Raw genomic sequence first — 26,527 nt, 5'->3', positions numbered from 1 at the left:
CTTCAGGCAAAGTCGGTAATTAAGCAAATGACCCAAATCGCAATAGGGATACTTGACTAAATCGCTCATGTATTTATACTTGACAAAACTTGTCGAGAATTGCGGTCCCACACTATATGAGACTCACCACGAAAGGCCGTTTCGCCGTCACGGCGATGATTGACCTGGCACTGCGCCAGGAGCAGGGCCCGGTGACGCTGGCAGGAATCAGCCAGCGCCAACATATCTCCCTGTCCTATCTCGAGCAGCTGTTTGGCAAGCTGCGTCGTCACGAAATCGTCGAGTCCGTGCGCGGACCGGGCGGCGGCTACAATCTGGCCCGCCGCGCTGAAGACGTGACCGTGGCCGACATCATCATCGCGGTCGACGAGCCGCTCGATGCCACCCAATGCGGCGGCAAGGGCTCGTGCGAAGGCACCAAACAGCACGACGGCCACTGCATGACCCACGAATTGTGGTCCACGCTGAACCAGAAAATGGTCGAGTACCTCGATTCGGTTTCCCTGAAAGATCTCGTCGATCAGCAACGTTCACGCGAAGGCGCGCCCGCAGTTCTGCGCGACAGGCGGAACGAAGCGGCGACGGTCGAGCCCGTGCGCGTCGCGCCAAAAGGGCCGAATTCCGTTTTCAACATGGCCGGTTCGTGAGGCGCGGTAACAGGTAATACGAAGAGCCCCGCCGCAGCCTGATAGATAAAGAACCCACAAGCCAGAGCACATGACGTCCCCGGAGCAACTGATGAACAACGACTCTCTCCATCTGCCCATCTACATGGACTACAGCGCTACGACGCCGATCGACCCGCGCGTGGTGGACAAGATGATTCCGTACCTGCGCGAGCAGTTCGGTAACCCCGCATCGCGCAGCCACTCGTATGGCTGGGACGCGGAGCGCGCAGTCGAAGAAGCGCGTGAGAACGTTGCCGCGCTGGTGAACGCCGATCCGCGCGAAATCATCTGGACGTCGGGTGCAACGGAGTCGGACAACCTGGCCATCAAGGGCGCTGCGCACTTCTACAAGAGCAAGGGCAAGCACATCATCACGGTGAAGACCGAGCACAAGGCCGTGCTCGACACCTGCCGCGAACTCGAGCGCGAAGGCTTCGAAGTCACGTATCTGGACGTCAAGGACGACGGTCTGATCGACCTCGATGTGTTCAAGGCTGCGATCCGCCCGGACACGATCCTGGTGTCGGTGATGTCGGTGAACAACGAGATCGGCGTGATTCAGGACATCGACGCGATCGGCGAGATCACCCGTGAAAAGGGCATCATTTTCCACGTCGACGCAGCTCAGGCCACCGGCAAGATCGTGATCGACTTGCAGAAGCAGAAAGTCGACCTCATGTCGTTCTCGGCGCACAAGACGTATGGCCCGAAGGGCATCGGCGCGCTGTATGTGCGTCGCAAGCCGCGTATCCGTATCGAAGCGCAGATGCACGGCGGCGGTCACGAACGCGGCATGCGTTCGGGCACGCTGGCTACGCACCAGATCGTCGGCATGGGCGAAGCATTCCGTATCGCACGTGAAGAGATGGCGACGGAAAACGAACGTATCCGCATGCTGCGCGACCGGCTGCTGAAGGGCCTGTCGGAAATGGAAGAAACGTACGTGAACGGCGACATGGAAAAGCGTGTGCCGCACAACCTGAACATCAGCTTCAATTTCGTCGAAGGCGAATCGCTGATCATGGCGGTGAAAGATGTGGCGGTGTCGTCGGGTTCGGCGTGTACGTCGGCTTCGCTGGAACCGTCGTACGTGCTGCGCGCACTGGGTCGTAACGACGAACTCGCGCACAGCTCGATCCGCTTCACGGTGGGCCGCTTCACGACCGAGCAGGATGTCGATTACGTGATCAACCTGCTGAAGACCAAGATTTCGAAGCTGCGCGACTTGTCGCCGCTGTGGGAAATGCATAAGGACGGGATCGATATTTCGACCATCCAGTGGGCTGCGCACTGACGCGCCGTTGGCAAAGAGTCGAATTCATCGAATTGCAATTGCAGGTTGAAACGGATCAAGGAGTTAAATCATGGCTTATAGCGACAAGGTTCTGGACCACTACGAAAACCCGCGCAACGTCGGTTCCTTCGCGAAGGACGACGACGCGGTCGGCACCGGCATGGTCGGCGCACCGGCATGCGGCGACGTGATGAAGTTGCAGATTCGCGTGGGCGCAGACGGCATCATCGAAGACGCGAAGTTCAAGACGTACGGCTGCGGTTCGGCAATTGCTTCGAGCTCGCTCGTCACCGAATGGGTGAAGGGCAAGACGCTCGATCAGGCCATGTCGATCAAGAACACGCAGATCGCCGAAGAACTGGCGTTGCCGCCGGTGAAGATCCACTGCTCGATCCTCGCGGAAGACGCGATCAAGGCAGCGGTCGCCGACTACAAGCAGCGTCATGGCGAAGCGGTAGTCGAAGGCGACAAGCAGCACGCTTGAAGTTAAAGCATGCGGTTGCGGCACGACCTTCTTATGAGGTCAGGCCGCAAGTTGAGTAGCAAATCGAAGCGGACGGTGCCGTTGAAGTTGAATTGCGCCGTCCAGCATGAGCGATATTTGATGCAGGCAGGGTCGCAGCGCGAAAGGCAAACGGTGATAAACCCGGGCGCCCGGCACGCTCTGCGCAATGAGAAACGCTATGGCAATTACGTTGACCGACAAGGCAGCACAGCACGTCCAGAAATATCTGACCCGTCGCGGTAAAGGCGTCGGACTGCGCGTTGGCGTGCGCACCACCGGTTGCTCCGGCTTGGCCTACAAGCTCGAGTACGTGGACGAACTCGCGCCCGAAGACGAAGTGTTCGAATGCAACGGCGTGAAGATCATTGTCGACCCGAAGAGCCTCGCTTATATCGACGGCACGCAACTCGACTTCGCGCGCGAAGGGTTGAACGAAGGCTTCAAGTTCAACAACCCGAACGTGAAGGACGAATGCGGCTGCGGCGAGTCGTTCCGGGTCTAGGATCGACATTTTCCGCGTGCAGCGGATCAAAGGCGGCGCGGGCCGCCTTTTTAGTTTGATCCGCGAATATTTCTGACTGCACTCCGGTGCGCTTTCCTGAACGGACTCCTTTTATCCGATGGCATCGCTGAACGACAGCCACTTCGACCTGTTCGATCTGCCGGCGCAATTCGCGCTCGACTCGGGCTCGCTCGATCACGCGTACCGCACGGTGCAGGCGCAAGTGCATCCGGACCGCTTCGCAGCGGCCGGCGATGCGCAAAAGCGTATTGCGATGCAGTGGGCTACGCGCACCAACGAGGCGTATCAGACGTTGCGCGATCCGTTGAAGCGCGCGACGTATCTGTTGTCGCTGCGCGGCATCGACGTCGGCGCGGAGAACAATACGGCGATGGAGCCGGCGTTCCTGATGCAGCAAATGGAGTGGCGCGAAAATATCGAAGACGCGGCCGCGGCGAAAAATGTCGACGCGCTTGACGCGTTGCTCACCGAGTTGCGTGACGAAGAACGGATGCGTTTCGACAAGCTCGGTGCATCGCTCGACAGCGGCGCGAATCAGGCGGCGAGCGAGGCGGTCCGGCAGTTGATGTTCATCGAACGAGTGGCGTCGGAAATCAGCGCGCAGATCGACCGGCTCGACAACTAGTCTTTCAGGGCGCGCCCCGCCATTCAGCCGGTCAGGCGGCACACGCTGTCGGCAGTTGGCACACGGCGGCCGCAGCACACCCAGTAACGCGAAAATTTCAGGACGGGGCCACACGGCCCCGAGAAGATCCAGATGGCCCTACTGCAAATCTCCGAACCCGGCATGGCGCCGGCGCCTCATCAACGGCGCCTGGCCGTCGGTATCGACCTCGGCACCACCAATTCTCTTGTCGCGGCCGTGCGTAGCGGCGTGCCCGACGTGCTGCCCGACGAAGACGGCCATGCGCTGCTGCCGTCGGTGGTGCGTTATCTGGAAAAGGGCGGCCGCCGGATCGGCCGCAAAGCCAAAGCCGAAGCGGCGAGCGATCCGCGCAACACGATCGTGTCGGTCAAGCGCTTCATGGGGCGTGGCAAGGCGGAAGTGGAAGGCGCCGAAAACGCGCCGTACGATTTCGTCGACGCCCCCGGCATGGTGCAGATTCGTACGGTTGACGGCGTGAAGAGCCCCGTCGAAGTGTCTGCGGAAATTCTCGCGACGCTGCGCCAGCGCGCCGAAGATACGCTCGGCGACGAACTGGTCGGCGCGGTCATCACCGTGCCGGCTTACTTCGACGAAGCGCAGCGCCAGGCTACGAAGGACGCTGCGCGTCTGGCTGGTCTGAACGTGCTGCGTCTGCTGAACGAGCCGACCGCAGCGGCGATCGCCTACGGTCTCGACAACGGCTCGGAAGGCCTGTACGCGGTCTATGACCTCGGCGGCGGCACCTTCGACCTGTCGATCCTGAAATTGACCAAGGGCGTCTTCGAAGTGCTCGCGGCGGGCGGCGATTCCGCGCTCGGCGGCGACGATTTCGATCACGCGCTGTATCGCCACGTGCTGGAGCAGGCCGGCATCGCGCCGAACACGCTCGCACCGGAAGACGTCCGCTTGCTGCTGGACAACGTACGCGAGGCCAAGGAGGCTTTGTCGGACGCGGCCGAGGCTCGTGTCGCGGTCACGCTGTCGAACGGCACAGCGCTCGATCTGACGATCGGCGAGGCTGCTTTCGAGGCCGTCACGAAGGATCTGGTGCAACGAACCTTCAGCCCGACGAAGAAAGCGCTCCGCGACGCGAAGGTTGCGACCAAAGAAGTCAAGGGCGTCGTGCTGGTCGGCGGGGCAACGCGCATGCCGGTGATCCGCCGTGCGGTCGAGGCTTTCTTCGGCCAGCCGCCGCTGATCAACCTCGACCCGGACCAGGTCGTCGCGCTCGGCGCGGCGATCCAGGCCGATCTGCTCGCGGGCAACCGTGGCGCGGATGGCGACGAATGGCTGCTGCTCGACGTGATCCCGCTGTCGCTCGGCGTCGAAACCATGGGCGGGCTGACCGAGAAGATCATCCCGCGCAATTCGACGATTCCGGTCGCGCGCGCGCAGGATTTCACGACCTTCAAGGACGGCCAGACGGCGATGGCGATCCATGTCGTGCAAGGCGAGCGCGAGCTGGTTAGCGACTGCCGCTCGCTCGCGCGTTTCGAGCTGCGCGGCATTCCGCCGATGGCCGCCGGCGCGGCGCGGATTCGCGTGACTTACCAGGTGGACGCGGACGGCCTGCTGTCGGTGTTCGCGCGTGAGCAGGGTTCGGGCGTGGAAGCGTCGGTGGTGGTGAAGCCGTCCTACGGTCTCGCCGACGACGACATCGCGAAAATGCTCGAAGACAGTTTCTCGACCGCCGAAGTCGACATGCGCGCCCGTGCGTTGCGTGAGGCGCAGGTCGAAGCGCGCCGTCTGGTCGAAGCGACCGACGCTGCACTTGCCGCCGACGCCGAACTGCTCGACGACAGCGAGCGCGCCGATCTCGACACGTTGCTCGATGCATTGCGCAACATCGCGCAAAGCGATGACGCCGACGCGATCGAAGCCGCGACCAAAACGCTTGCCGAAGGCACCGACGAATTTGCCGCCCGCCGCATGAACAAGGGCATTCGCCGCGCGCTCGCGGGCCGCAAGCTCGACGAAATCTGAGCGTGGCGCGAACGCGTCGGGCGGTCCACTGCCTGACGCGCGCCGCGAAAAACCACAGCGCATCGCGGACTTAAAAAGTCCGTGATGCGCCAGTAAAATGGTACGGAGCCAGTTTGCGGCTGCCGTGCCGCAGACCCAAACGGAAAATGTATGCCTCAAATCGTTGTGCTGCCCCACGTCGAACTGTGCCCGGAAGGCGCGGTGCTCGAAGCCGAACCCGGCATGAGCATTTGCGATGCGCTGCTGGAAAACGGCATCGAGATCGAGCACGCGTGCGAGAAGTCGTGCGCGTGCACAACCTGTCACGTGATCGTGCGTGAGGGTTTCGCCGCCTTGACGCCGTCCGAGGAAGACGAGGACGATCTGTTGGACAAGGCGTGGGGTCTCGAACCGGCCTCGCGTCTGTCATGCCAGGCTTTGGTGCCGGCCGAGCAGGATCTGGTCGTGGAAATTCCGCGATACACGATCAATCACGCGAAGGAAAATCACTAACAGCAGGAGGATGCAGCCATGAAGTGGACCGATACGCAAGACATCGCGATGGCCCTGACTGACAAGCACCAGGACATCGACCCGCAGCAAGTGCGTTTCACCGACTTGCACCGCTGGGTCACCGAGCTGGAAGGATTCGACGACGATCCCGAGCGCTCGAACGAGAAGATTCTTGAGGCAATTCAGGCTGCATGGATTGAAGACGCGGATTACTGAGCGCGTGGTGTTTTTCTGGTGCGCTGTCGTTGGCTGGTAATCGGCGCAGCGTCGGCGGCAAATAAAAAGGCGATTCCTTGGAATCGCCTTTTTTATCGCCTTTGCTTTCATCGCGACAGGATGTCGGCCAAGGCGAGGTGTCGCAACTCAACCCGCGACCAGTGAACCGTTTTCGATCCGCACATGCTCGCCTTGCTGGAACGGCGGCGTCTCATGGTAGGTGAAGTAGCGCGTCTTGCCGCTTTCCATCCTCACGCGCACCGAATACGACGTCGTGCTGCGAATGTGTTTTTCGACAGAATTGCCGGCGAGGCCGCCGCCGAGCGCGCCGAGTAGCGTCATCGCCGTGCGTCCGCCGCCCGCGCCGAACTGGTTACCGACGACACCGCCTGCCACTGCGCCGCCGACAGCGCCAATACCGGTGCCATGGCCTTCCTGACGCACCGCTGAAATCCCGACTACCGTGCCGCAAGTCGAGCAATAGGCCGGTTGCTGCGCGCTCTGCTGTGCATATTGCGGCGCTTGCTGTGCCTGAGCCTGCTGTTGCTGCGCGTACTGTTGCTGCTGCGCCGGGGTGGGAGCGGGCGGGGCGGATGGCTGCGGCTGCATTGCCTCCGCATTCGCCGGAGCGTTCTGAGCATTGACCGGAGCGGCCGAATCGACCACCCCCGGCTGCTGGGTCGTCACCTGCGCGGCTTGCGACTGATCGGATTGAGCGCTGGTACTCGACGCTTTCGGAAACAGGCCCGTCACCGCAGCGGTTGCGGCAAGGCTGGCGATGATGACCGCACCGGCAGCCACGGCCACCAGCGGATGAAGACGACGTTGTTGCGTGGGTTTATCGAGTGGATTGTCCATGTTGGCCTCCGTCTTGCAGAGTCGACTGTTATTGAGATCGAGTGTCCGGCAAAACGATCCCGGCGACGTTTCAATTTGTAACCGCATGTGGGCGGCGGTTTCCAGGTGCCGACGCCTGAATCGCGGCCGCGCCGAGCAATCTTCAGCATCCGCCGAAATTGACACGGCGTGCGCGCATGATCGGCCTGGCGTAGCTTTTACCGATAGTTACAAGCCGCCCGGCAGTCGAGGACGACTTCCATGAGCACGCAGCAAGAAAAACGCCCGGCATCGAGCCGGGCGTTTCGTGCGACACAAACAGCGCAAAAACAATCAGTCTTCGCGACGCAGATGCGGGAACAGAATCACGTCGCGGATGCTCGGGCTATCGGTCAGCATCATCACCAGACGGTCGATACCGATACCGCAACCACCGGCCGGCGGCATGCCGTATTCGAGCGCGCGAATATAGTCGGCGTCGTAGAACATCGCTTCTTCGTCGCCGGCGTCTTTCTGATCGACCTGCTTCTTGAAGCGGGCGGCCTGGTCTTCCGGATCGTTCAGCTCCGAGAAGCCGTTAGCGATCTCGCGACCGGTGATGAACAGCTCGAAACGCTCGGTGATGCCCGGCGCGGCGTCCGATGCGCGCGCCAGCGGCGACACTTCGACTGGGTAGTCGATGATGTACGTCGGCTCCCACAATTGCGACTCGGCGGTTTCTTCGAACAGTGCCAGTTGCAGCGAACCCACGCCCGCATTCAGGAACTGAGGCTGCGACGCATCGACGCCGAATTTTTTCAATTCGGTGCGCAAAAATGCGCTGTCGGCGAGTTGCTCGTTCGTGTATTGCGGCGCGTATTTCTGGATCGCCTGCGTGATCGTCAGACGATGGAACGGCTTCGCCAGATCCAGTTCGCGGCCCTGATAGGTGATCGTGGCCGTGCCCAGCGAATCGATGGCCGCCTGGCGGATCAACTGCTCGACGAAGTCCATCAGCCACTTGTAATCGGTGTACGCGGCGTAGAACTCGATCATCGTGAATTCCGGATTGTGGCGTACGGACACGCCCTCGTTACGGAAGTTACGGTTGATCTCGAACACGCGCTCGAAGCCGCCGACGACCAGCCGCTTCAGGTACAGCTCCGGCGCGATGCGCAGGAACATCTGCATATCGAGCGCGTTGTGGTGCGTGGTGAACGGCTTGGCCGCCGCGCCACCCGGAATCGGGTGCAGCATCGGCGTTTCGACTTCCATGAATTCGGCGTCGGCCATGAACTTGCGGATCGACGAAATCGCCTTGGTCCGCGCGACGAAAGTCTTGCGCGTTTCCGGCGTGACGATCAGATCGACATAGCGCTGGCGATACTTCATTTCCTGATCGGCGAGACCGTGGAACTTGTCCGGCAGCGGACGCAGCGACTTCGACAGCAGACGCAGTTCGGTACAACGCACCGACAGCTCGCCCTTGTTGGTGCGGAACAGCACGCCACGCGCCGCGACGATGTCGCCCATGTCCCACTTCTTGAACGCGTCGTACACGTCCTGACCGACGTCGGCGGGCGTGATGAAGAACTGGATCTGACCCGAACCGTCGCGCACGGTCGCAAAGCTCGCCTTGCCCATCACGCGCTTGAGCATCATGCGGCCGGCAATCGCGACTTCGAGCGGATTCGCTTCGAGCGCTTCCTTGTCGGACTGCTCGTATTGCGTTTGCAGATCTTCGGCGTGATGCGTAGGACGGAAGTCGTTCGGATAGGCGACGCCTTGCTCACGCAACTCGCGCAGCTTTTCGCGACGCTCGGTCATGATCTTGTTGTCGTCCACCTCGGGCGCGACATTTTGCTGGGCCGCATTGGGCTGGGCCGCATCAGGCTGGGTCGGTTCGGTCATGGTGAATTTGGTGTTCGGTGGCCCGCATCGGCATGCACCGGGGTGCGTCGGATGCGGGAAGCCAGTCAGTGTAAAAACCTCAGGCGGTAAAAAGATACGGCGCGGCGTTGATTCAAGGCCGCGCCGGTTGTGCCCGGATTCGCTCGCGGTTCGCGCTTAAACGCCCTGTTTCAGGCTCGCGCTGATGAACGGATCGAGGTCGCCGTCGAGCACACTCTTCGTGTTGCTGATTTCGACGTTGGTGCGCAGATCTTTAATGCGGCTGTTGTCCAGCACGTACGAGCGGATCTGGTGACCCCAGCCCACATCGGTCTTGCCGGCTTCGAGCTTGTCCTGCTCTTCCTGACGCTTGCGGATTTCCGCTTCGTACAGACGCGATTTCAGCATGGCCATCGCTTCGGCGCGGTTGCGGTGCTGCGAACGGTCGTTCTGGCACTGCACGACGATGCCCGACGGCATGTGCGTGATACGCACCGCGGAGTCGGTCTTGTTGATGTGCTGACCGCCCGCGCCCGAAGCACGGTAGGTGTCGATACGCAGATCGGCCGGGTTGACGTCCACTTCGATCGAGTCGTCGATTTCCGGGTACACGAACACCGACGAAAACGACGTGTGACGGCCGCCCGACGAGTCGAACGGCGACTTGCGCACGAGGCGGTGCACACCGGTTTCGGTGCGCAGGAAGCCGTAAGCGTATTCGCCTTCGATCTTGATCGTCGCGTTCTTGATGCCCGCGACGTCGCCGTCGGTCTGTTCCAGCACTTCGGTCTTGAAGCCCTTGCGTTCGCAGTAGCGCAGGTACTGGCGCAGCAGCATGGACGCCCAGTCGCACGCCTCGGTGCCGCCCGCGCCGGCCTGGATGTCCAGGAACGCGTTGTTCGGGTCGGCCGGGTTGGCGAACATCCGGCGGAATTCCATGTCGGCGACACGTTGTTCGATGCCTTGCGCGTCGGATTCGCAGGCAAGCAGCGTTTCGTCGTCGGCTTCTTCGCGGGCCATGTCGAACAGGTCCTGCGCGTCGCGCAGGTCGTTATCGAGCGACGTGAGCTTGCCGACCGTGTCGTCGAGCAGTTTCTTTTCCCGGCCAAGGGCCTGGGCGTGTTTCGAGTCGTTCCAGACGTCCGGGTCTTCAAGTTCCCGGTTGACTTCGATTAGACGCAGTGCTTTGTCGTCGTAGTCAAAGATACCCCCGTAGCGAGTCTGCGCGAGTGCGCAGGTCCGCCAGTGAGGCTTCGATCGCGTTGAGACGTTCCGCTTCCATGTCGATCTTTTATAGCTTCGTAAAAAGACGAAATTATAGCCGATCGGCGGCCCGCGCCGGAGGCTCTTGAGCGATCCGGCGCGGGTTTGGGGTTGATTTTGCGGAGATTTTCGATGCCTGGACGGTGAAAGCGGGGCTGACGGTTTTCTGCTTCAGACGGCCCCGCTTACGTCAAACACGGCTCATTCAACTCGCCGCGTGCTCGACGATCAACTGCACCCGCGACACCCCGTTCCACGTATCGCTCGCCAGCCGGTAAGCGACCATGGTGCGGGCGGGCAGCGTATCGGTATGGTTGAACCAGATCGCGTTGAAGCGCTGACGGCCGCGCATCAGTTGCAGTTTCAGGTGCTTGTCCTTCACCAGCGCCTGCGACGCCACCTCGAATTCGCCCGAAAACACCGGCGCAGGGAAGCCTTGGCCCCACACGGCGGCGTCGAGCATTTCGACGAATTGCGGCGTGAAATAAGCGTCTTCGAGTTCGCCGTCGGTTTCCACGGTGCGCGACAGCGCGTCTTCAGACAGCCATTCGCGGCCGACCGCTTCGAACGCGGCGGTGAAGCGGGGCACGTCGGCGGCGGCGAGCGTCAGGCCGGCAGCCATCGCGTGGCCGCCGAACTTGACGATCAGGTTCGGTTCGCGCTTCGAGATCAGGTCGAGCGCGTCGCGCAGATGGAAGCCGGGAATCGAGCGGCCCGAGCCCTTGACGGTCTGGCCGCTGTCGTCGGCCAAAGCGAACGTGAACGACGGCCGGTGGAATTTCTCCTTCAGCCGTCCGGCGACAATCCCGATCACGCCCTGATGCCAGCCCGGATTGAACAGCGTGATCGTGGTCGCGCCTGCGGGGTCGATCGACGACAGGTCGTCGAGCGCCTGTTGCTGCATGCCCGCTTCGATCTCGCGACGCTCGCGGTTCATCGTGTCGAGTTGCTGCGCGAGATCCCAGGCGCGGCCGATGTCGTCGGTCGTCAGGCATTCGATCCCGAGCGACATGTCCGACAGACGGCCCGCCGCGTTCAGGCGCGGCCCGAGCGCGAAGCCGAGGTCGAAGCCCGACGCGTTGCGGGCGTCGCGCGCGGCGGCGCGAAAGAGGGCGGCGATGCCAGGCTGCATCTTGCCCTTGCGGATGCGCTGCAAACCTTGCGCGACCAGCACGCGGTTGTTGCCGTCGAGCTTGACCACGTCGGCGACCGTGCCGAGTGCGACCAGGTCGAGCAGGCCATCGAGACGCGGTTCGGGAAACGCGTCGCCGAAGGCGCCGCGGCGGCGCAATTCCGCCCGCAGTGCGAGCAGCACGTAAAACATCACGCCGACGCCCGCGAGGCATTTGCTCGGGAACGTGCAGCCCGGCTGGTTCGGATTGACGATCGCGCGCGCGGCGGGCAGTTCGTCGCCGGGCAAATGGTGGTCGGTGACCAGCACGTCGATGCCGAGCGCGTTAGCCGCTTCGACACCGTCGACGCTGGCGATGCCGTTATCGACCGTGATCAGCAGTTCCGGCTTGCCCGACGGATTGCGGGCCGCCAGCGCGACGATTTCCGGCGTCAGGCCGTAGCCGTATTCGAAACGGTTCGGCACCAGATAGTCGATCTGTCCACCGAACATGCGCAGCCCGCGCACCGCGACCGCGCAGGCGGTGGCGCCGTCGCAGTCGTAGTCGGCGACCACCAGCATGCGGCGCTTTTGCTGGATCGCGTCGGCGAGCAGGACGGCTGCGTCCTCGCAGCCTTTGAGCGCGACCGGCGGCACGAGCTTCGCAAGGCCGGTTTCGATCTCATCGGGCAGGCACACGCCGCGCGCGGCGTAAAGGCGCGCGAGCACCGGATGCAGGCCGTGGCGAGTGAGGATTTCGGCGTCGACGGGAGAACAGGCGCGCGTAACGATTTGGGTCATTCGGGAATTATTCGATGAAGAGCGAGGCAAGCACGCGCCGTCGCCAGAATTTGCGCAGATCGCCGCGCGTGACGGTCAGCGTGACCGAGCCGGTGTCGCCGCATAAGGTCAGGCCGAGTTCGGCGAGCCGGCCGGATTGCAGCGCGGCGAGCGCGGGCTCGAACCAGTCGCTTTGCAGCGCCGCGAAGGCGTCGTTCCAGCGTGCCCAGTCCTGCTCGATGTAGGGCGCGGAGAAGGGGTCGAGTTCGACGAGCGTGGGGTTTGATGCGGCGGTTGCGGTTGGGTTTCGGGCCGCGCTTGCGCTATTTGCACCGTGCCCGGCGCCTTCCCGCGCGGACCATGCGGCAAACGATGCCGGCGGTGCAGCCGTTTCGACACCGGCTGTCATGGCCAGCCCACGCGTGGCGGCGGCATCCGAGAAAACCTGCCCGAACGGGCTGCGCACCGTTTGCGCCGCGCCTTGCGCATGAAACCAGATCGAGTTCACCGCCGGCAGCCCGCGCGCCTCGCGCGCTTCGTTCACCGGATGCTCGAACCACGCCATCTGCACTTCGTTCTGCAGCTTCATCCACGCGCGCGAACGCTCGCCGGAATGCGCTTCGTGCGGCAGCCAGATTTCGATGTTGCGCCCGCTCGCGCGCAACGGCGACGCGCCCGCCAGCGTGCCGAAACCGTCGCCCGACAGATACCAGCGCGCGGGTTTCGGTGCTTCGATACGCACGCCGAGTTCTTCGATCAGCGGACGGGCTACTGCCAGCAAAGCAGCGGCGTCGGCGTCGGAGAGTTCGAGCGACGCGGGATCGATCAGCACCAGATGATCATGTGCGATACGTACGTGCACCGGTTGCACGCAGGCCCAGGTCGCCTCGCCGGGTTCGCCGCCGTCGGCGCGCAGCATGTACGGCGCGAGCGGGGCTTCGTCGGCGGCGGCTGCGTTGCCGGGCAGCGCGCTGAATTGCCGCGCCACCCAGCGCTCGTGCGGCAGCGTGCGCTGAAAATCTTCGCCGATCACCCGTTCGACCAGCGTCGCGCGCGCGATCAGGCGGTCGAGGGCGGGGCTGCGAATGTCGTGAAGGGCGGTGGAGGCGTCCGCTGCGGCAGGCAGCGCGAAGGGCAGGAGCAGATGGAGACGGTTGGCGAGCATGATGCTGCGCATTGTAGGGCAAAGAGTGTGCGAGTATTCCGCCATCGGCTATCCGCCCGGCAAAACGCGGCGGTGGCCGGCGCACCTGCCGGTCGCCTGGCCGGCGGGGCGTCGCAGCAATAGCAGCCGCGCGCGGCGGCACCGCGCACATGACGAGGGAGACCGGCATGTCGCGTGAACTCAAAACCGAGCAGGAATTGCTCGAACTGGTCGTGAAAGCGCTCGATGCAAACCCGGCGACGGCCGGCTGGATACCGACGGGTTTCCACGAAACCGTCGAGGATGAAACGGGCTGCAACTGGGACATCAGCCATCTGCACCGGGACCGTAAGGACGCGGATAAACGCGATGTCGCCAATACTGCGGCGGCAGGCGTTATCAACGGGTTGCGGGCGCGGTACAACTTGCGGTAAGCGTCTTGTAGACGGTGCAGGACTGCTGCGATCGGCGTTCGGCTGGTCAGCGAAGCCCTGACGATTGCCGCGCCGAAAAACTCCCCGTGCCGAGGGCCGATCCAGCCATTCCGCAAGCCACCTCATTCAGACGGCGTTTGCGCGAGCGGGCGGCATTGTATGGCAAACTTCGCGCTTGATCGGTAACTGTGACGGCAATCGCAGCCGCACACCATGCGTCGGAATACGGTGGCGCGCGCCTTGCTACGACGTAGCGCGCAACGCCGGAACCATCCGCGTCGCCGCCACACCAACGATCACGACGCTCGGGCCGCGCGTCGGGCGTTCCACGCCTCCCGCGCGCACTACAAGGTCGAAAAACGGCCCGGACCACGGGCCGGAAAAACGCAGAAAAGGATTCGCTTGAAATTTCCCTACGAATGGCAGATTGGCTGGCGCTATACCCGCGCCGGCAAACGCACGACCGGTAACGGCTTCATTTCGTTCATCGCGCTGGTGTCGATGTCGGGCATCGCACTCGGCGTCGCGGCGCTGATCGTCGTGTTGTCGGTGATGAACGGGTTCCAGAAAGAAGTGCGCGACCGGATGTTGTCGGTGCTCGCGCACGTCGAGATTTTTTCGCCGACCGGGTCGATGCCCGACTGGCAACTGACCGCCAAGGAAGCGCGTCAGAACAAGGAAGTGATCGGCGCGGCGCCCTATGTCGAAGCACAGGCGCTGCTGACGCGCCAGGACGCCGTGAGCGGCGTGGCGCTGCGCGGCGTCGAGCCGTCGCTCGAACCGGAAGTGTCGGATATCGGCAAGGAAATGAAAGGCGGCAAGCTGTCCGACCTCGTGCCCGGCGATTTCGGCATCGTGCTCGGCGCAGACCTCGCGACCAACCTCGGCGTGCAGGTCAACGACAAGATCACGCTCGTCGCCCCCGAAGGCACCATCACCCCGGCGGGCATGCTGCCGAGGCTGAAGCAGTTCACCGTGGTCGGCATCTTCGAATCGGGGCATTACGAATACGACAGCACGCTCGCGCTGATCAACATCAAGGACGCGCAGGCGCTGTTCCGGCTGCCCGCGCCAACCGGCGTGCGATTACGTCTGACCGACATGCAGCGCGCGCCGGAAGTCGCGCATCAACTGGCACGCACATTGTCGGGCGATCTCTATATTCGCGACTGGACGCAGCAGAACAAGACCTGGTTCTCCGCCGTGCAGATCGAGAAGCGCATGATGTTCATCATCCTCACGTTGATCATCGCGGTGGCGGCGTTCAATCTCGTGTCGTCGCTGGTGATGACGGTGACCAACAAGCAGGCCGACATCGCGATTCTGCGCACGCTCGGCGCGCAGCCCGGCTCGATCATGAAAATTTTCGTGGTGCAGGGCGTGACGATCGGCTTTATCGGCACGGCGACCGGCGTCGCGCTCGGCTGCCTGATCGCGTGGAGCATTCCGTGGCTCGTACCGATGATCGAGCACCTGCTCGGCGTGCAGTTCCTGCCGCCGTCGGTGTACTTCATCAGCGAATTGCCGTCTGAACTGATTCCCGCCGACGTCGCGCGCATCGGCATCATCGCGTTCGTCATGTCGGCGCTGGCGACGCTTTACCCGAGCTGGCGCGGTGCGAAAGTCCGTCCTGCGGAGGCACTGCGTTATGAATGACCGTTCCGCGAATCTATCCATGGCCTCTGTCGATAACACCCCGTACCCCTACGTGCTGGAAGCCTCCGGTATTTCCAAAGCGTTCGTGCAGGGCGGTCTGAATGTACAGGTGCTCAACAACACGCAACTGAGCGTGCGGCGCGGCGAAAAGCTGGCGATCGTCGGCGCGTCGGGTTCGGGCAAAAGCACGCTGCTGCACGTGCTCGGCGGGCTCGACGATCCGAGCGCCGGCCATGTCTCGGTGATGGGCAAGCCGTTCACGAAACTCTCCGAGCGTGAGCGCAACGACCTGCGCAATCGCGCGCTGGGATTCGTGTATCAGTTCCATCATCTGTTGCCCGAATTCACCGCGCTCGACAACGTCGCGATGCCGCTGCGAATTCGCCGGATGACCACCGAAGCCGCGCGCAAGGAAGCGCTCGACGTGCTCGAGCGTGTCGGTATGGGGCATCGGGCGAAACATCGTCCGGGCGAGTTGTCGGGCGGCGAGCGTCAGCGCGTTGCCATCGCGCGGGCGCTGGTCACCAAACCGGCCTGCGTGCTGGCCGACGAGCCGACCGGCAATCTCGACGGCGGCACCGCGGACACGGTCTTCAACCTGATGCTCGAACTGTCGCAAACGCTCGAAACCAGCTTTGTGATCGTCACGCACGATCCCGAACTGGCAGGCCGCTGCGACCGCATCATGCGTTTGCGCGACGGCGTGCTTTACGAAGAGCCGCCGGTTCCGGTCTAAGCGCGAATCGTTGCGCCGCCGCTAGCGAGGCCCGTCATGTGGATCGATACGCACTGTCATCTCGACGCGTCGGAATTCGATGCCGATCGCGCCGAGGTTGCGGCGTCGGCGCATCGCGTGGGCGTTGGCCGCATCGTGATTCCGGCGATCGGCCGGCAGAACTTCGAGGCGGTGCGTGAACTGGCGCATCAAGTGGAGGGCGGGGCGTATGCGCTCGGCATTCATCCGCTGTTCACGCCGGGTGCCGAAGACGGCGATCTCGATCTGCTGCGCATGGAGATCGAGGCGAGTCTGGACGATCCACTGTTCGTCGGTATCGGCGAGATCGGGCTCGATTATTTTGTCGACGGTCTTGACGATGCGCGTCAGCAGTTCTTCTACAACGGCCAGCTGCAACTCGCACGCGAATTCGATCTGCCGGTGATTTGCCACGTGCGCAAATCGCAGGATCAGGTGATCAAAGGGCTGCGTCGGCATCAGATTCATCGCGGCATCGCGCACGCGTTCAATGGCAGTTTCCAGCAGGCCCAGGCCTATATCGACCAGGGGATGCATCTTGGCTTCGGCGGCAATCTGACGTTCGAGCGCGCGCGGCAGATTCGCCGTCTCGCCGAACAATTGCCGTTCGACGCGCTGGTCGTCGAAACCGACGCGCCCGACATCGCGCCGTCGTGGATGTATAAGCAGCGCAACTCGCCCGAGCAGATTCCGGCGATCGGCGCGGGCCTCGCGGACCTGCGCGGAATGACCGCCGACGAAGCCGCCTTAGGCACAACGGCCAACGCGCTCGCAGCACTGCCCCGGCTGGCCCTTTCCTCTGCATAATCAATCTCGTTGATCTTGTGGTTCGCGTCGGGCGAAACCCATGCCCGGCGGGCTCGCTGACGCCTGTTCGTCGCGCGTCGTTTCGTCCCGCGCCAGGTGGACGGAGGGCGGATGCGGGCAGGATGGTGCGGATTTGCGTTGGGCGTGATCGGCTTGCAGCGGCAGGCTGCGTTGCCGGGGTGGGGCGGCTGGTTCGGGCTGGTGGTGCTCGGCATCGTGGCGATTGGTGTCGCGGCGTGGGGTTTGCGAGGCGACTCCATGCTTGCTGCGGCGCGGTCGACGACATCGTCGTCGTGGCGTTGGTGGTCGCGCCATTTCCGGTTTGATTCGCGTTTGCGAGGGTTCGCCGGCTGGATCGCCGTGTGGTGTGCGGCGGCGTGCATGGGTTTCGGCTATGCCGCCGTGCGCGCGGAGATGCGGCTCGCGGTGGGCTTGCCGCAGGCGTGGGAAGGGCGCGATATCGAGGTCGTCGGCAGCATCAAAGGCTTGGCGGCGCATGATGAAAAAGGCGTGCGCTTTCTGTTCGAAGTCGAATCGGCCGACGCGCCGGTCGCGGCTTTTCCCCATGTTCTACAACTTTCCTGGATCGCCGACGATGCCCCGGCGCCGTTGCTCCAGCCGGGCGAACGCTGGCGTCTGACCGTGCGTCTGAAGCGGCCTCACGGCAACAGGAATTTCGGCGTGCGCGATGCCGAAGCCACTCTGCTAGCGCGCAATGTGCGGGCCACCGGTTATGTGAGCGCACCGTCTCACGCGCGGCGTTTGCCTGGGCAGGTTCGAGACATCCGCGTGAGCGTGGACCGCTGGCGCGCGGCGTTACGCGCGCGGATCGACACGGTACTCGCGGATGCGCCGCATCGCGGGATTGTCGTTGCTCTGGCCATCGGCGCGCAGGACGAAGTCACTGCCGCCGACTGGCAATTGATGCGCAGCACGGGCACGAGCCATCTGGTGGCGATTTCGGGCTTGCATATCGGCTTCGTTGCCGGTCTTGCCGCGTGGTTCGCGGGAGCTGTGTGGCGGCGCTCCGGGTGGATCGGCCGTAACTGGCCGCTGCGCCTGCCCGCGCAAATCGTCGCGGTGACGGGCGGCGCGGCGTTCGCCGCGTTGCATGCGGCGCTGGCGGGCTTCAATGTGCCGGCACAGCGGGCGTTGTGGATGGCGGGAGTGGTTGCGCTCGCGTTTGTCAGCGGACGCAATCTCGCTCGTTCGACGGTAATGTGCTGGGCGCTGGGGCTGGTGCTGCTGATTGATCCGTGGGCGGTGGTGTCGGCGGGATTCTGGCTTTCGTTCTGCGCGGTGGCGGCGATTCTGTTCGCGATGTCGGGGCGAGTTCGTTGGCGGCGCGAGGGCGGTCGGGAGGCCCGGAGCCAGGAGGGGGATGCCGGTCGCGGCGATAGCGATCGTGGCAACGGCAACGGCGGTGGTCTGCGAAACAGCAACGGTACCAGCCGCTGCCATCGTGATACCGATAACCGCGATGGCCTCGACGATTACAACTACAACGACGCCCGTCCCACCTTCACCAATTTCCGCGGGTCGCTGCGTCGCCGGCTCATTGCTCTCAATGACCGGCTGTACAGCGCCGCCCACGTCCAGATCGCGGTAACCGTCGCTCTCGCACCGCTCACCGTCTACTGGTTCTCGCAAATTCCACTGATCGGCCCACTCGCGAATGCCTTCGCGATTCCGTGGGTGAGTCTGCTGGTCACGCCCGCCGTGCTGGCTGGCGTTGCACTGCCCGCGCCCGTCGATGCGCTGGCCTTCCACGCCGCGCATGGCCTGCTCGTTTTGCTGGGCGAGTTCCTGCATCTTTTGTCCGGCCCCGGCTCGACGCTCTGGTGGCTGCCGCAACCCAACGCCTGGGCGCTGGCCGCCGCGGCGGTGGGTGTGTTCTGGCTGTTGGCGCCACGCGGCTGGCCGCTCCGGTGGGCTGCGCCGCTCACGTGGTTGCCGCTGCTGATGCCAGCGTCGCCCGGTCCGCCGCACGGCACTTTTCGCCTGACCGCGCTGGACGTCGGGCAGGGTACCTCGGTGCTGATCGAGACCGCGCATCATACGTTGCTGTTCGATACCGGGCCCGGCCCGGAATCGACCCACGCGGGCGAGCGGGTGGTCGTGCCGTTTCTGCAGGCGCATGGGGTGAGATCGCTCGACACGCTGATCGTCAGCCATGCCGATTCCGATCACTCGGGCGGGGCGCCGGCCGTGCTCGACGCGATCCACGTCGAGCAGATGGTGGCCGCGTTGCCGCCGTCCAATGCGCTCTGGTCGAGTGCGAAACAGCACGGCGCGCGCACCTTGCCATGCGCGGCGGGCCAGCGCTGGCAGTGGGACGGCGTCGAATTCGCAATGTTGTGGCCGGACGCCGGCCCGCTGCGAGGCAAGCCAAACGAGCATTGCTGCGTGTTGCGCGTGAGCACGATCCCGGCCATCGCGAGCGGCCCGGAGAACCGCACTAAAACGATCCCGCCTCGCATCGCGGCTTTGCTGACGGCGGACATCGAGGCGCCCACCGAACGCGTGCTGCTCGCGCGCGATCGTGACGCGTTGCGCGCGCAGGTGCTGGTCGTGCCGCATCACGGCAGCAAGACGTCGTCGACCGAGCCGTTCCTCGACTCTATCGATCCGTCTATCTCAATATTTCAGGTAGGCTACCGTAACCGGTTTCATCATCCGAATGCCGGCGTGTTCGAGCGTTATAAGGCGCGTCATATCGAACTCGGGCGTAGCGATGTGGATGGCGCGGTGCGGGTCGACGTCGATCCGGGTTATTCAGCGCAGGCGGGCGCGGAGACGAACGGCGCCGTGCTGACGCTCGAACGCTACCGCGATACGCAGCGTCGTTACTGGATGGATCGCTGACTGCAAGGTGACGCGACAGTGGCAAATTGCGAGCCCGCATAAAAATGGAGCCGTGCTGCGGGATGGCGATTGCCCTGGAGGAGCACGAGCCCGCGACGGCCCCAGAATGTGTCCGCGAAAGAAGTGCCCCACGCAACCGTACCCGCAGCCCCGGCCCGGCACTAAAAAACACAAACAGAACGGAGATAGCCGCAGTTGAAAAACGTCATTCATTTCTCGCACGCGAACGGTTTCCCGGCGTCGACCTACCGGACGATCTTTGCCGAATTGTCCGACGACTACGAACTGCGCGCGATCGAGCGCATCGGCCACGACGCGCGTTTCCCGGTGACCCAGGACTGGCCGCATCTGGTCGAACAGTTGCTCGACGATATTGGCCGTGCGTATGAACAGCCGGTTTGGCTGGTGGGGCATTCGCTAGGCGGCTATCTGTCGTTGATGGCCGCGCTCAAGAAGCCGCAATGGGTCCGGGGCGTGGTGATGCTGGATTCGCCGGTCATCGCCGGCTGGCGCAGCAGCATGCTGCGCGTGTCGCAATGGACTGGCCTCGACGAGCGCCTCTCGCCCGCGGCCGCCACCCGCATGCGACGCACTCATTGGGCGAGCCGCGACGAAACGTGGCGGCATTTTCATTCGAAGCCCGCGTTCGCGCGCTGGGACGAGCGCATGCTGTCCGACTACATCGACTTCGGTATTCCGCAGACTTCGGCCGACGGCTCGCGTTCGCTCGCCTTCGACCGCCGCACCGAATATCAGATATATAAAACCTTGCCGCATACGCTCGGCTCGCGACTGGCTCGCGGCGCGGCGGTGCCGGTCGGGTTTATCGCCGGCACGCGCTCGAAGGAAATTCGCCAGGCCGGGCTGGATGCAACCCGCCGCGTGACCGGCGGACATCTGGAGTGGATCGAAGGCAGCCATCTTTATCCGATGGAAAAACCGATCGAAACCGCGCGCGCGGTGCAGCGCATGTTGCGCGAACTGGAGCAGCGGGGTTGACGCGGTAGGGTAGAGCGGCAGTAAAGCAGCGAAGAAATACGGCGGCGCGATGATGCTTCCGCGGGCGCTCGCCAAAACGCGCGGCAAAAGTCCTGCGTTGCATAAACGGGCCGCCTCCGCTTCCCGGCGACCGGAAGCTCCCGCCGCCACCTTGCGCGCGCATGGCCAGACCGCGCCGCAAAAAACGGTACATGATCGGCGCAGGGCAATCGCTGCCGCCGTGGCACACGTGCGTGCAGATGTCGCTCGGATTTTGCTGGGTTGGGGCCCTGCTTTACGGTATAATCCGTTTTTCCCGCGAGCATCCAGCGATGACCAAATATGTTTTCGTCACCGGCGGCGTAGTATCTTCCCTCGGCAAGGGTATTGCCGCCGCTTCCCTCGCCGCGATCCTCGAATCGCGCGGTCTTAAAGTCACCCTCCTCAAGCTCGATCCGTACATCAACGTCGACCCCGGCACGATGAGCCCGTTTCAGCACGGTGAAGTGTTCGTCACGGAAGACGGAGCAGAGACTGACCTCGACCTTGGCCACTATGAGCGCTTCATCAGCACGAAGATGCGCAAGGCCAACAACTTCACCACTGGCCAGATTTACGAATCGGTAATCCGCAAGGAACGCCGGGGCGATTATCTCGGCAAGACGGTGCAGGTCATCCCGCACATCACGAACGAAATCCAGGCGTTTATCGAACGCGGCGCAGCTTCGGCTACGTGCGGCGAGCCGGATGTCGCTATCGTCGAAGTGGGCGGTACGGTGGGCGACATTGAGTCGCTGCCGTTCCTCGAGGCCGCACGTCAGATGAGCCTGCGCATGGGCCGCAACAGCGCGTGCTTCGTGCATCTCACGCTGGTGCCATGGGTCGCCACGGCCGGCGAACTGAAGACCAAGCCTACGCAACACAGCGTGCAGAAGCTGCGTGAAATCGGCATCTCGCCGCACGTGCTGCTGTGCCGTGCCGACCGTCGCATCCCGGACGACGAGCGCGCAAAAATCTCCATGTTCTCGAACGTGCCCGAAGACGCCGTGATTTCGGTGTGGGACGCAGACAGCATCTACAAGATTCCGCAGATGCTGCACGACCAGGGTCTGGACGCGATCATCTGCGAAGAGCTCAAGCTCTCGCCGCAGCCGGCCGATCTGTCCATGTGGTCCGATCTGGTCGAGAAGCTTCAGCATCCGAAGCACGAAGTCACGATCGGCATGGTCGGCAAATATGTCGATCTGACCGAGTCGTACAAGTCGCTGATCGAAGCGCTGCGCCATGCGTCGATGCACACGGCGACGAAAGTCAACATCGAGTACATCGATTCGGAAGAGGTCGAAACGCAAGGCGTCGACAGCCTCAAGCATCTTGACGCCGTGCTGGTTCCGGGTGGCTTCGGCCGTCGCGGCACCGAAGGCAAGATCGCGGCGATCCGCTATGCGCGCGAAGCGAAGGTGCCGTACCTCGGCATCTGCCTCGGCATGCAGCTCGCCGTGATCGAATTCGCCCGCGACGTGGTCGGCCTGAAAAACGCGAACAGCACCGAGTTCGATCAGGAAACCGAAAACCGCGTGGTCGCACTGATCACCGAGTGGTACGACCGTGAAGGCAAGGTCGAGAAGCGTACCGAAGAATCGGATCTGGGCGGCACGATGCGCCTCGGTTCGCAACGTTGCCCGATCAAGCCCGGCACGATGGCCGAAGAGATCTACGGCAAGGACGTGAACGAGCGTCATCGTCACCGTTATGAAGTCAATAACCGCTTCGTGCCCCAGCTCGAAGCCGGTGGCCTTATCATCAGCGCGCGTACCCCGAGTGAAGATCTGCCGGAAATGATGGAATTGCCGCGCAGCATGCACCCGTGGTTCGTCGGCGTGCAGTTCCACCCGGAATTCACGTCCACGCCGCGTGACGGTCATCCGCTGTTCAAGTCGTTCGTCGAAGCGGCGCTCGCGCATCATCAGGCGGGTGCAACGAACGCAGTTGGGGAGAAAGCATGAAACTGGGCGATTTCGAAATCGGGCTCGACAAGCCGTTTTTCCTGATCGCCGGCACCTGTGTCGTCGAATCCGAACAGATGACGATCGACGTGGCTGGCCGGCTGAAGGAAATCTGCGCGAAGCTGAACATTCCGTTCATCTACAAATCGTCGTACGACAAGGCTAACCGCAGCAGCGGCAAGTCGTTCCGCGGTCTGGGCATGGACGAAGGTTTGCGCATCCTGTCGGAAGTGAAGCGTCAGCTCGGTCTGCCAGTATTGACCGACGTTCACGCCGAACACGAAATCGAGCAGGTTGCGTCGGTGGTCGATGTCCTGCAAACGCCTGCTTTCCTGTGCCGTCAAACGGACTTCATTCACGCTTGTGCGCGTTCGGGCAAACCGGTCAATATCAAGAAAGGCCAGTTTCTCGCACCGCACGACATGAAGAACGTGATCGACAAGGCGCGTGACGCAGCGCGTGAAGCCGGTCTGTCGGAAGACCGCTTCATGGCGTGTGAGCGCGGCGTGTCGTTCGGCTATAACAACCTCGTGTCGGACATGCGTTCGCTCGCGATCATGCGCGAAACCAGCGCGCCGGTCGTGTTCGACGCGACTCACTCGGTGCAGTTGCCGGGCGGTCAGGGCACGAGCTCGGGTGGTCAACGCGAATTCGTGCCGGTGCTGGCGCGTGCCGCGGTGGCAGTGGGCGTCTCCGGCCTCTTCATGGAAACGCACCCGAATCCGGCGCAGGCCAAGTCGGACGGCCCGAATGCCGTGCCGCTGAACCGCATGGCCGACCTGCTCGAGACGCTGGTAACGCTCGATCAGGCCGTCAAGCGCGCGCCGTTCCTCGAAAGCGATTTCAACTGATTCATACGTTTTCCGCGTGTCACGACTCGCTTGCATAATGGGCGCAGTCGTCGACGCGCGGCGAAAGTAACGCAATGGTCGTCGAACGTATCGGCGCGCGAGTGGTTCGTCGGGGAGACCGGCGCTCTTCTTGAGATCGGAGTCAGCGCTAACGCGCCAACTCCGATCGACACGCGCGATACAGTGTCACAGTAAAGAATTCAACGTCATTTCTTGAGGAAACCATGAGTGCTATCGTAGATATCATCGGTCGAGAGATTCTCGATTCGCGAGGCAACCCCACCGTCGAATGCGACGTGCTGCTCGAGTCGGGCACGATGGGCCGCGCTGCGGTGCCGTCGGGTGCATCGACCGGCTCGCGTGAAGCCATCGAGCTGCGCGACGGCGAAACCGGCCGTTACGGCGGCAAGGGCGTGCTGAAGGCCGTTGAGCACATCAACACTGAAATCTCCGAAGCGATCATGGGCCTCGACGCTTCCGAGCAGGCCTTCCTCGACAAGACGCTGCTGGAACTCGACGGCACCGACAACAAGTCGCGCCTCGGCGCAAACGCGATGCTGGCTGTGTCGATGGCCGTCGCGAAGGCCGCTGCTGAAGAAGCCGGCCTGCCGCTGTACCGCTACTTCGGCGGCTCGGGCGCAATGCAACTGCCGGTCCCGATGATGAACATCGTCAACGGTGGCGCGCACGCGAACAACAGCTTGGACATCCAGGAGTTCATGATCGTTCCGGTTAGCCAGCCGACTTTCCGCGAAGCACTGCGCTGCGGCGCCGAAGTGTTCCACGCGCTGAAGAAGATCCTGTCGGACCGCGGCATGAGCACGGCAGTGGGCGACGAAGGCGGTTTCGCACCGAACTTCGGCAGCAACGACGAGTGCCTGTCGACCATCCTGCAAGCTATCGAGAAAGCAGGCTACCGCGCCGGTGAAGACGTTCTGCTCGCACTCGACTGCGCAGCGAGCGAGTTCTACCACGACGGCAAGTACCAGCTGGCTGGCGAAGGCCTGCAACTGTCGTCGACGGAATTTGCGGATTACCTCGCAAACCTGGCCGACAAGTTCCCGATCGTGTCGATCGAAGACGGCATGCACGAAAGCGACTGGGCAGGCTGGAAGACGCTGACCGACAAGCTCGGCAAGAAGGTCCAGCTGGTCGGCGACGACCTGTTCGTGACCAACACGCGCATCCTGAAGGAAGGCATCGACAAGGGCATCGCCAACTCGATCCTGATCAAGATCAACCAGATCGGCACGCTGACGGAAACCTTCGCGGCAATCGAAATGGCGAAGCGCGCAGGCTACACGGCTGTGATCTCGCACCGTTCGGGCGAAACCGAAGATTCGACGATCGCCGATATCGCGGTCGGCCTGAATGCCGGTCAGATCAAGACGGGTTCGCTGTCGCGTTCGGACCGCATCTCGAAGTACAACCAGTTGCTGCGTATCGAAGAAGATCTCGGCGATATCGCCAGCTATCCGGGCAAGTCGGCGTTCTACAACCTGCGCTAAGTTGGCTGATGTCTACGCTAACCGATGAGCCGGTTATCCCCCGTTTCTGATTGACCTCGCCGCCCTGCGTATAGCGCAGGGCGGCGCGTATTTATTGTGCTTACTTCATGCGGCTCGTCACTGCTGTCCTGATCGTTCTGCTGGCGCTGATCCAGTACCCGCTCTGGTGGGGCCATGGGGGCTGGTTGCGTGTGCACGAGTTGCAGCAGCAACTGGCGCAGCAACTGCAGAAGAACAACGATTCGAAGCTGCGCAACGAGCGTATTCAGGGCGAAGTGCAGGATCTGCAGAACGGCACGGCCGCTGTCGAAGAGCGGGCGCGCTACGAAATGGGCATGGTCAAGGATGGCGAAGTGTTCGTGCAATTCGTGTCGCCGAACGCGCCGTTGCCGACCGCAAACACGCCTTCGGTGACAACCTCGACGCGGGGTGAAGTGTCGGCGGCACCGCTGCATGTGGTGCCGAATCCGGAGTCGCGTGCGAAGCCGGATCGCAAGCACGGCGGCAAGGCGGCGAAGGACAAGAAGGCCGCTGGTACGCATTGAACGTTGCGTGTTGGTGTAGCGCGTTAGCTGCGCCAGGCCGGCAAGATACGGGGGACGAAAAAAGGAGCGGTTCAGCAATGAACCGCTCCTTTTTCTTTTGGCCCTTCAGGTTGAGTGCGCTACCGCGCGATACGCCCCACGCTTTGTTCTACCAACCCCAGTTTGGTCCAAAACCCACGCCAATCCCGGAGCCCCAGCCGCGTCCCCAACCGCCGCTGGAATAACCTCCCCAGACGTTGACCGGTGGCGAGTAATAACGCGACCAGGCCTGAGCGGCATTTTCGGCGGCAATCGCCTGATCCTGTTCGAACAGCACCTGCCGGTCGATCGCGTCATAGCGTGCGCGTTCTTGCGGCGTAAGTGGCGGCGCGGTGGTGGAGTTGACGGTGTCGGTCTGATCGGCCGGCAAACGGCTCAGGATCGGCGACGGCCCTGGCGGATCGATCGCGCAGCCGGCTAGCGCGGCGGTGCCGGCAACCACGACGAGGACCGAAAACAAGCGCGTGTGGCGAAGGGCAAGGGCATAGCGGGTCGACGAAACAGTGCGGATCATGTTCGATCTCCAGCAATCAGTCGGTCGGATGCCTAAGTAAAAATGCACAACGTCCGCCGCCAGGAATCAACGCAACCAGACGAAACCACACGCAAGCAAACGGAACCAGCGACAGGTAATGCTGAAGCAATTCGCGCCGCCCGAGTCACAAAGTGACGATGGGCGGCGCGATAACAACCACCGTGAAACGACTACTATCCGCTCCAGATCGGCGAGCCTGAAACCCGCTTCACCGGTCG

24 protein-coding genes are annotated in these 26,527 nt (G+C 63.0%); 18 read left to right on the top strand and 6 right to left on the bottom strand.

The features are described from left to right. The first annotated feature begins 116 nt into the window (after positions 1 to 116). The 8 genes from iscR to iscX all read left to right on the top strand — a co-directional run bounded on the left by iscR (position 117) and on the right by iscX (position 6,327). Positions 117 to 647, top strand: coding sequence for a Fe-S cluster assembly transcriptional regulator IscR (iscR, locus tag BLS41_RS11150; RefSeq protein ID WP_074764424.1), 531 nt, complete (start codon positions 117 to 119; stop codon positions 645 to 647). 91 nt (positions 648 to 738) lie between these two features. Beyond that, positions 739 to 1,962, top strand: coding sequence for an IscS subfamily cysteine desulfurase (locus BLS41_RS11145; protein WP_074764422.1), 1,224 nt, complete (start codon positions 739 to 741; stop codon positions 1,960 to 1,962). 70 nt (positions 1,963 to 2,032) lie between these two features. Then, complete coding sequence (gene iscU / locus BLS41_RS11140; protein WP_028199493.1) at positions 2,033 to 2,446, top strand: Fe-S cluster assembly scaffold IscU; 414 nt, start codon at positions 2,033 to 2,035, stop codon at positions 2,444 to 2,446. A 199-nt stretch (positions 2,447 to 2,645) separates the two neighbouring features. Beyond that, complete coding sequence (gene iscA / locus BLS41_RS11135; protein WP_074764420.1) at positions 2,646 to 2,969, top strand: iron-sulfur cluster assembly protein IscA; 324 nt, start codon at positions 2,646 to 2,648, stop codon at positions 2,967 to 2,969. 118 nt (positions 2,970 to 3,087) lie between these two features. Then, complete coding sequence (gene hscB / locus BLS41_RS11130) at positions 3,088 to 3,615, top strand: Fe-S protein assembly co-chaperone HscB (protein ID WP_074764418.1); 528 nt, start codon at positions 3,088 to 3,090, stop codon at positions 3,613 to 3,615. A 132-nt stretch (positions 3,616 to 3,747) separates the two neighbouring features. Beyond that, a complete protein-coding gene (hscA, locus tag BLS41_RS11125) occupies positions 3,748 to 5,619 on the top strand; it encodes a Fe-S protein assembly chaperone HscA (RefSeq protein ID WP_074764416.1) in 1,872 nt (623 codons plus the stop codon). Between the two features lie 150 nt (positions 5,620 to 5,769). Continuing rightward, a complete protein-coding gene (fdx, locus tag BLS41_RS11120) occupies positions 5,770 to 6,111 on the top strand; it encodes an ISC system 2Fe-2S type ferredoxin (protein ID WP_074764414.1) in 342 nt (113 codons plus the stop codon). Positions 6,112 to 6,129: 18 nt separating this feature from the next. Further along, entirely contained in the window at positions 6,130 to 6,327 is a 198-nt protein-coding gene (gene iscX, locus BLS41_RS11115) for a Fe-S cluster assembly protein IscX (protein ID WP_074764412.1), read from the top strand. A 147-nt stretch (positions 6,328 to 6,474) separates the two neighbouring features. On the opposite strand, the gene BLS41_RS11110 is transcribed toward iscX, so the two are convergent. The 5 genes from BLS41_RS11110 to BLS41_RS11090 all read right to left on the bottom strand — a co-directional run bounded on the left by BLS41_RS11110 (position 6,475) and on the right by BLS41_RS11090 (position 13,364). Next, positions 6,475 to 7,185 carry a glycine zipper 2TM domain-containing protein gene (locus tag BLS41_RS11110; RefSeq protein ID WP_074764410.1) on the bottom strand — a complete coding sequence of 237 codons (711 nt, stop codon included), beginning with the start codon at positions 7,183 to 7,185 and terminating at the stop codon, positions 6,475 to 6,477. Positions 7,186 to 7,497: 312 nt separating this feature from the next. Next, positions 7,498 to 9,054 (bottom strand): lysine--tRNA ligase, encoded by a 1,557-nt coding sequence (gene lysS, locus BLS41_RS11105; RefSeq protein ID WP_074764408.1) that lies wholly within the window; start codon positions 9,052 to 9,054, stop codon positions 7,498 to 7,500. A gap of 156 nt (positions 9,055 to 9,210) precedes the next feature. Beyond that, positions 9,211 to 10,315, bottom strand: a protein-coding gene (gene prfB, locus BLS41_RS11100; RefSeq protein WP_143026243.1) for a peptide chain release factor 2 whose coding sequence is annotated in 2 segments (ribosomal slippage) — positions 9,211 to 10,233 and positions 10,235 to 10,315 — 1,104 coding nt in all. Because the reading frame shifts where the segments join, the coding sequence is not laid out codon by codon here. 186 nt (positions 10,316 to 10,501) lie between these two features. Continuing rightward, positions 10,502 to 12,208 carry a single-stranded-DNA-specific exonuclease RecJ gene (gene recJ, locus BLS41_RS11095; protein ID WP_074764406.1) on the bottom strand — a complete coding sequence of 569 codons (1,707 nt, stop codon included), beginning with the start codon at positions 12,206 to 12,208 and terminating at the stop codon, positions 10,502 to 10,504. Between the two features lie 7 nt (positions 12,209 to 12,215). After that, positions 12,216 to 13,364, bottom strand: coding sequence for a regulator (locus tag BLS41_RS11090; protein WP_074764404.1), 1,149 nt, complete (start codon positions 13,362 to 13,364; stop codon positions 12,216 to 12,218). A 155-nt stretch (positions 13,365 to 13,519) separates the two neighbouring features. On the opposite strand from BLS41_RS11090, the gene BLS41_RS11085 reads away from it, so the two are divergent. The 10 genes from BLS41_RS11085 (at position 13,520) to ftsB (ending at position 25,735) form a co-directional block, all read left to right on the top strand. Next, positions 13,520 to 13,765, top strand: coding sequence for a hypothetical protein (locus BLS41_RS11085; protein ID WP_074764402.1), 246 nt, complete (start codon positions 13,520 to 13,522; stop codon positions 13,763 to 13,765). Positions 13,766 to 14,167: 402 nt separating this feature from the next. Next, positions 14,168 to 15,421: a lipoprotein-releasing ABC transporter permease subunit gene (locus BLS41_RS11080; RefSeq protein WP_074764400.1), complete on the top strand. Its 1,254-nt coding sequence runs from the start codon at positions 14,168 to 14,170 to the stop codon at positions 15,419 to 15,421. Then, positions 15,414 to 16,157, top strand: coding sequence for a lipoprotein-releasing ABC transporter ATP-binding protein LolD (gene lolD / locus BLS41_RS11075; protein WP_074764398.1), 744 nt, complete (start codon positions 15,414 to 15,416; stop codon positions 16,155 to 16,157). The genes BLS41_RS11080 and lolD overlap by 8 nt, the downstream gene beginning before the upstream one ends. 36 nt (positions 16,158 to 16,193) lie before the next feature. Next, positions 16,194 to 16,982: a TatD family hydrolase gene (locus BLS41_RS11070; RefSeq protein ID WP_074764396.1), complete on the top strand. Its 789-nt coding sequence runs from the start codon at positions 16,194 to 16,196 to the stop codon at positions 16,980 to 16,982. A 111-nt stretch (positions 16,983 to 17,093) separates the two neighbouring features. Further along, positions 17,094 to 19,847, top strand: coding sequence for a DNA internalization-related competence protein ComEC/Rec2 (locus BLS41_RS11065; protein ID WP_074764394.1), 2,754 nt, complete (start codon positions 17,094 to 17,096; stop codon positions 19,845 to 19,847). 195 nt (positions 19,848 to 20,042) lie between these two features. After that, on the top strand, positions 20,043 to 20,846 hold the full coding sequence (locus BLS41_RS11060) for an alpha/beta fold hydrolase (RefSeq protein ID WP_074764392.1): 804 nt from the start codon (positions 20,043 to 20,045) through the stop codon (positions 20,844 to 20,846). 311 nt (positions 20,847 to 21,157) lie between these two features. Then, positions 21,158 to 22,831 (top strand): CTP synthase, encoded by a 1,674-nt coding sequence (locus BLS41_RS11055; RefSeq protein ID WP_074766464.1) that lies wholly within the window; start codon positions 21,158 to 21,160, stop codon positions 22,829 to 22,831. Next, positions 22,828 to 23,682 (top strand): 3-deoxy-8-phosphooctulonate synthase, encoded by an 855-nt coding sequence (gene kdsA / locus BLS41_RS11050; RefSeq protein WP_074764390.1) that lies wholly within the window; start codon positions 22,828 to 22,830, stop codon positions 23,680 to 23,682. Before BLS41_RS11055 ends, kdsA begins: the two co-directional genes overlap by 4 nt. A 224-nt stretch (positions 23,683 to 23,906) precedes the next feature. Then, positions 23,907 to 25,190, top strand: a complete 1,284-nt coding sequence (gene eno, locus BLS41_RS11045) for a phosphopyruvate hydratase (RefSeq protein ID WP_074764388.1) — start codon at positions 23,907 to 23,909, stop codon at positions 25,188 to 25,190. 107 nt (positions 25,191 to 25,297) lie between these two features. Then, entirely contained in the window at positions 25,298 to 25,735 is a 438-nt protein-coding gene (gene ftsB / locus BLS41_RS11040) for a cell division protein FtsB (RefSeq protein ID WP_074764386.1), read from the top strand. A 148-nt stretch (positions 25,736 to 25,883) separates the two neighbouring features. Here ftsB and BLS41_RS11035 read toward each other — a convergent pair whose 3' ends face one another. After that, positions 25,884 to 26,288 (bottom strand): hypothetical protein, encoded by a 405-nt coding sequence (locus BLS41_RS11035; RefSeq protein WP_074764384.1) that lies wholly within the window; start codon positions 26,286 to 26,288, stop codon positions 25,884 to 25,886. Positions 26,289 to 26,527: the final 239 nt, after the last annotated feature.

It is taken from the genome of Paraburkholderia fungorum (assembly GCF_900099835.1).
Classification (GTDB): Bacteria; Pseudomonadota; Gammaproteobacteria; order Burkholderiales; family Burkholderiaceae; genus Paraburkholderia; species Paraburkholderia fungorum_A.
This window is presented reverse-complemented; position numbering and strand designations above follow the sequence as displayed.

What these genes read in the sequence shown, in the direction of transcription:
- BLS41_RS11110 (WP_074764410.1), bottom strand. Translation starts at nt 7,185, where the DNA reads ATGGACAATCCACTCGATAAACCCACGCAACAACGTCGTCTTCATCCG.
- fdx (WP_074764414.1), top strand. Translation starts at nt 5,770, where the DNA reads ATGCCTCAAATCGTTGTGCTGCCCCACGTCGAACTGTGCCCGGAAGGC.
- BLS41_RS11035 (WP_074764384.1), bottom strand. Translation starts at nt 26,288, where the DNA reads ATGATCCGCACTGTTTCGTCGACCCGCTATGCCCTTGCCCTTCGCCAC.
- BLS41_RS11090 (WP_074764404.1), bottom strand. Translation starts at nt 13,364, where the DNA reads ATGCGCAGCATCATGCTCGCCAACCGTCTCCATCTGCTCCTGCCCTTC.
- iscR (WP_074764424.1), top strand. Translation starts at nt 117, where the DNA reads ATGAGACTCACCACGAAAGGCCGTTTCGCCGTCACGGCGATGATTGAC.
- iscU (WP_028199493.1), top strand. Translation starts at nt 2,033, where the DNA reads ATGGCTTATAGCGACAAGGTTCTGGACCACTACGAAAACCCGCGCAAC.
- BLS41_RS11085 (WP_074764402.1), top strand. Translation starts at nt 13,520, where the DNA reads ATGTCGCGTGAACTCAAAACCGAGCAGGAATTGCTCGAACTGGTCGTG.
- BLS41_RS11065 (WP_074764394.1), top strand. Translation starts at nt 17,094, where the DNA reads ATGCGGGCAGGATGGTGCGGATTTGCGTTGGGCGTGATCGGCTTGCAG.
- iscA (WP_074764420.1), top strand. Translation starts at nt 2,646, where the DNA reads ATGGCAATTACGTTGACCGACAAGGCAGCACAGCACGTCCAGAAATAT.
- lysS (WP_074764408.1), bottom strand. Translation starts at nt 9,054, where the DNA reads ATGACCGAACCGACCCAGCCTGATGCGGCCCAGCCCAATGCGGCCCAG.
- lolD (WP_074764398.1), top strand. Translation starts at nt 15,414, where the DNA reads ATGAATGACCGTTCCGCGAATCTATCCATGGCCTCTGTCGATAACACC.
- ftsB (WP_074764386.1), top strand. Translation starts at nt 25,298, where the DNA reads ATGCGGCTCGTCACTGCTGTCCTGATCGTTCTGCTGGCGCTGATCCAG.
- iscX (WP_074764412.1), top strand. Translation starts at nt 6,130, where the DNA reads ATGAAGTGGACCGATACGCAAGACATCGCGATGGCCCTGACTGACAAG.
- BLS41_RS11145 (WP_074764422.1), top strand. Translation starts at nt 739, where the DNA reads ATGAACAACGACTCTCTCCATCTGCCCATCTACATGGACTACAGCGCT.
- recJ (WP_074764406.1), bottom strand. Translation starts at nt 12,208, where the DNA reads ATGACCCAAATCGTTACGCGCGCCTGTTCTCCCGTCGACGCCGAAATC.
- hscA (WP_074764416.1), top strand. Translation starts at nt 3,748, where the DNA reads ATGGCCCTACTGCAAATCTCCGAACCCGGCATGGCGCCGGCGCCTCAT.
- hscB (WP_074764418.1), top strand. Translation starts at nt 3,088, where the DNA reads ATGGCATCGCTGAACGACAGCCACTTCGACCTGTTCGATCTGCCGGCG.
- eno (WP_074764388.1), top strand. Translation starts at nt 23,907, where the DNA reads ATGAGTGCTATCGTAGATATCATCGGTCGAGAGATTCTCGATTCGCGA.
- kdsA (WP_074764390.1), top strand. Translation starts at nt 22,828, where the DNA reads ATGAAACTGGGCGATTTCGAAATCGGGCTCGACAAGCCGTTTTTCCTG.
- BLS41_RS11070 (WP_074764396.1), top strand. Translation starts at nt 16,194, where the DNA reads ATGTGGATCGATACGCACTGTCATCTCGACGCGTCGGAATTCGATGCC.
- BLS41_RS11055 (WP_074766464.1), top strand. Translation starts at nt 21,158, where the DNA reads ATGACCAAATATGTTTTCGTCACCGGCGGCGTAGTATCTTCCCTCGGC.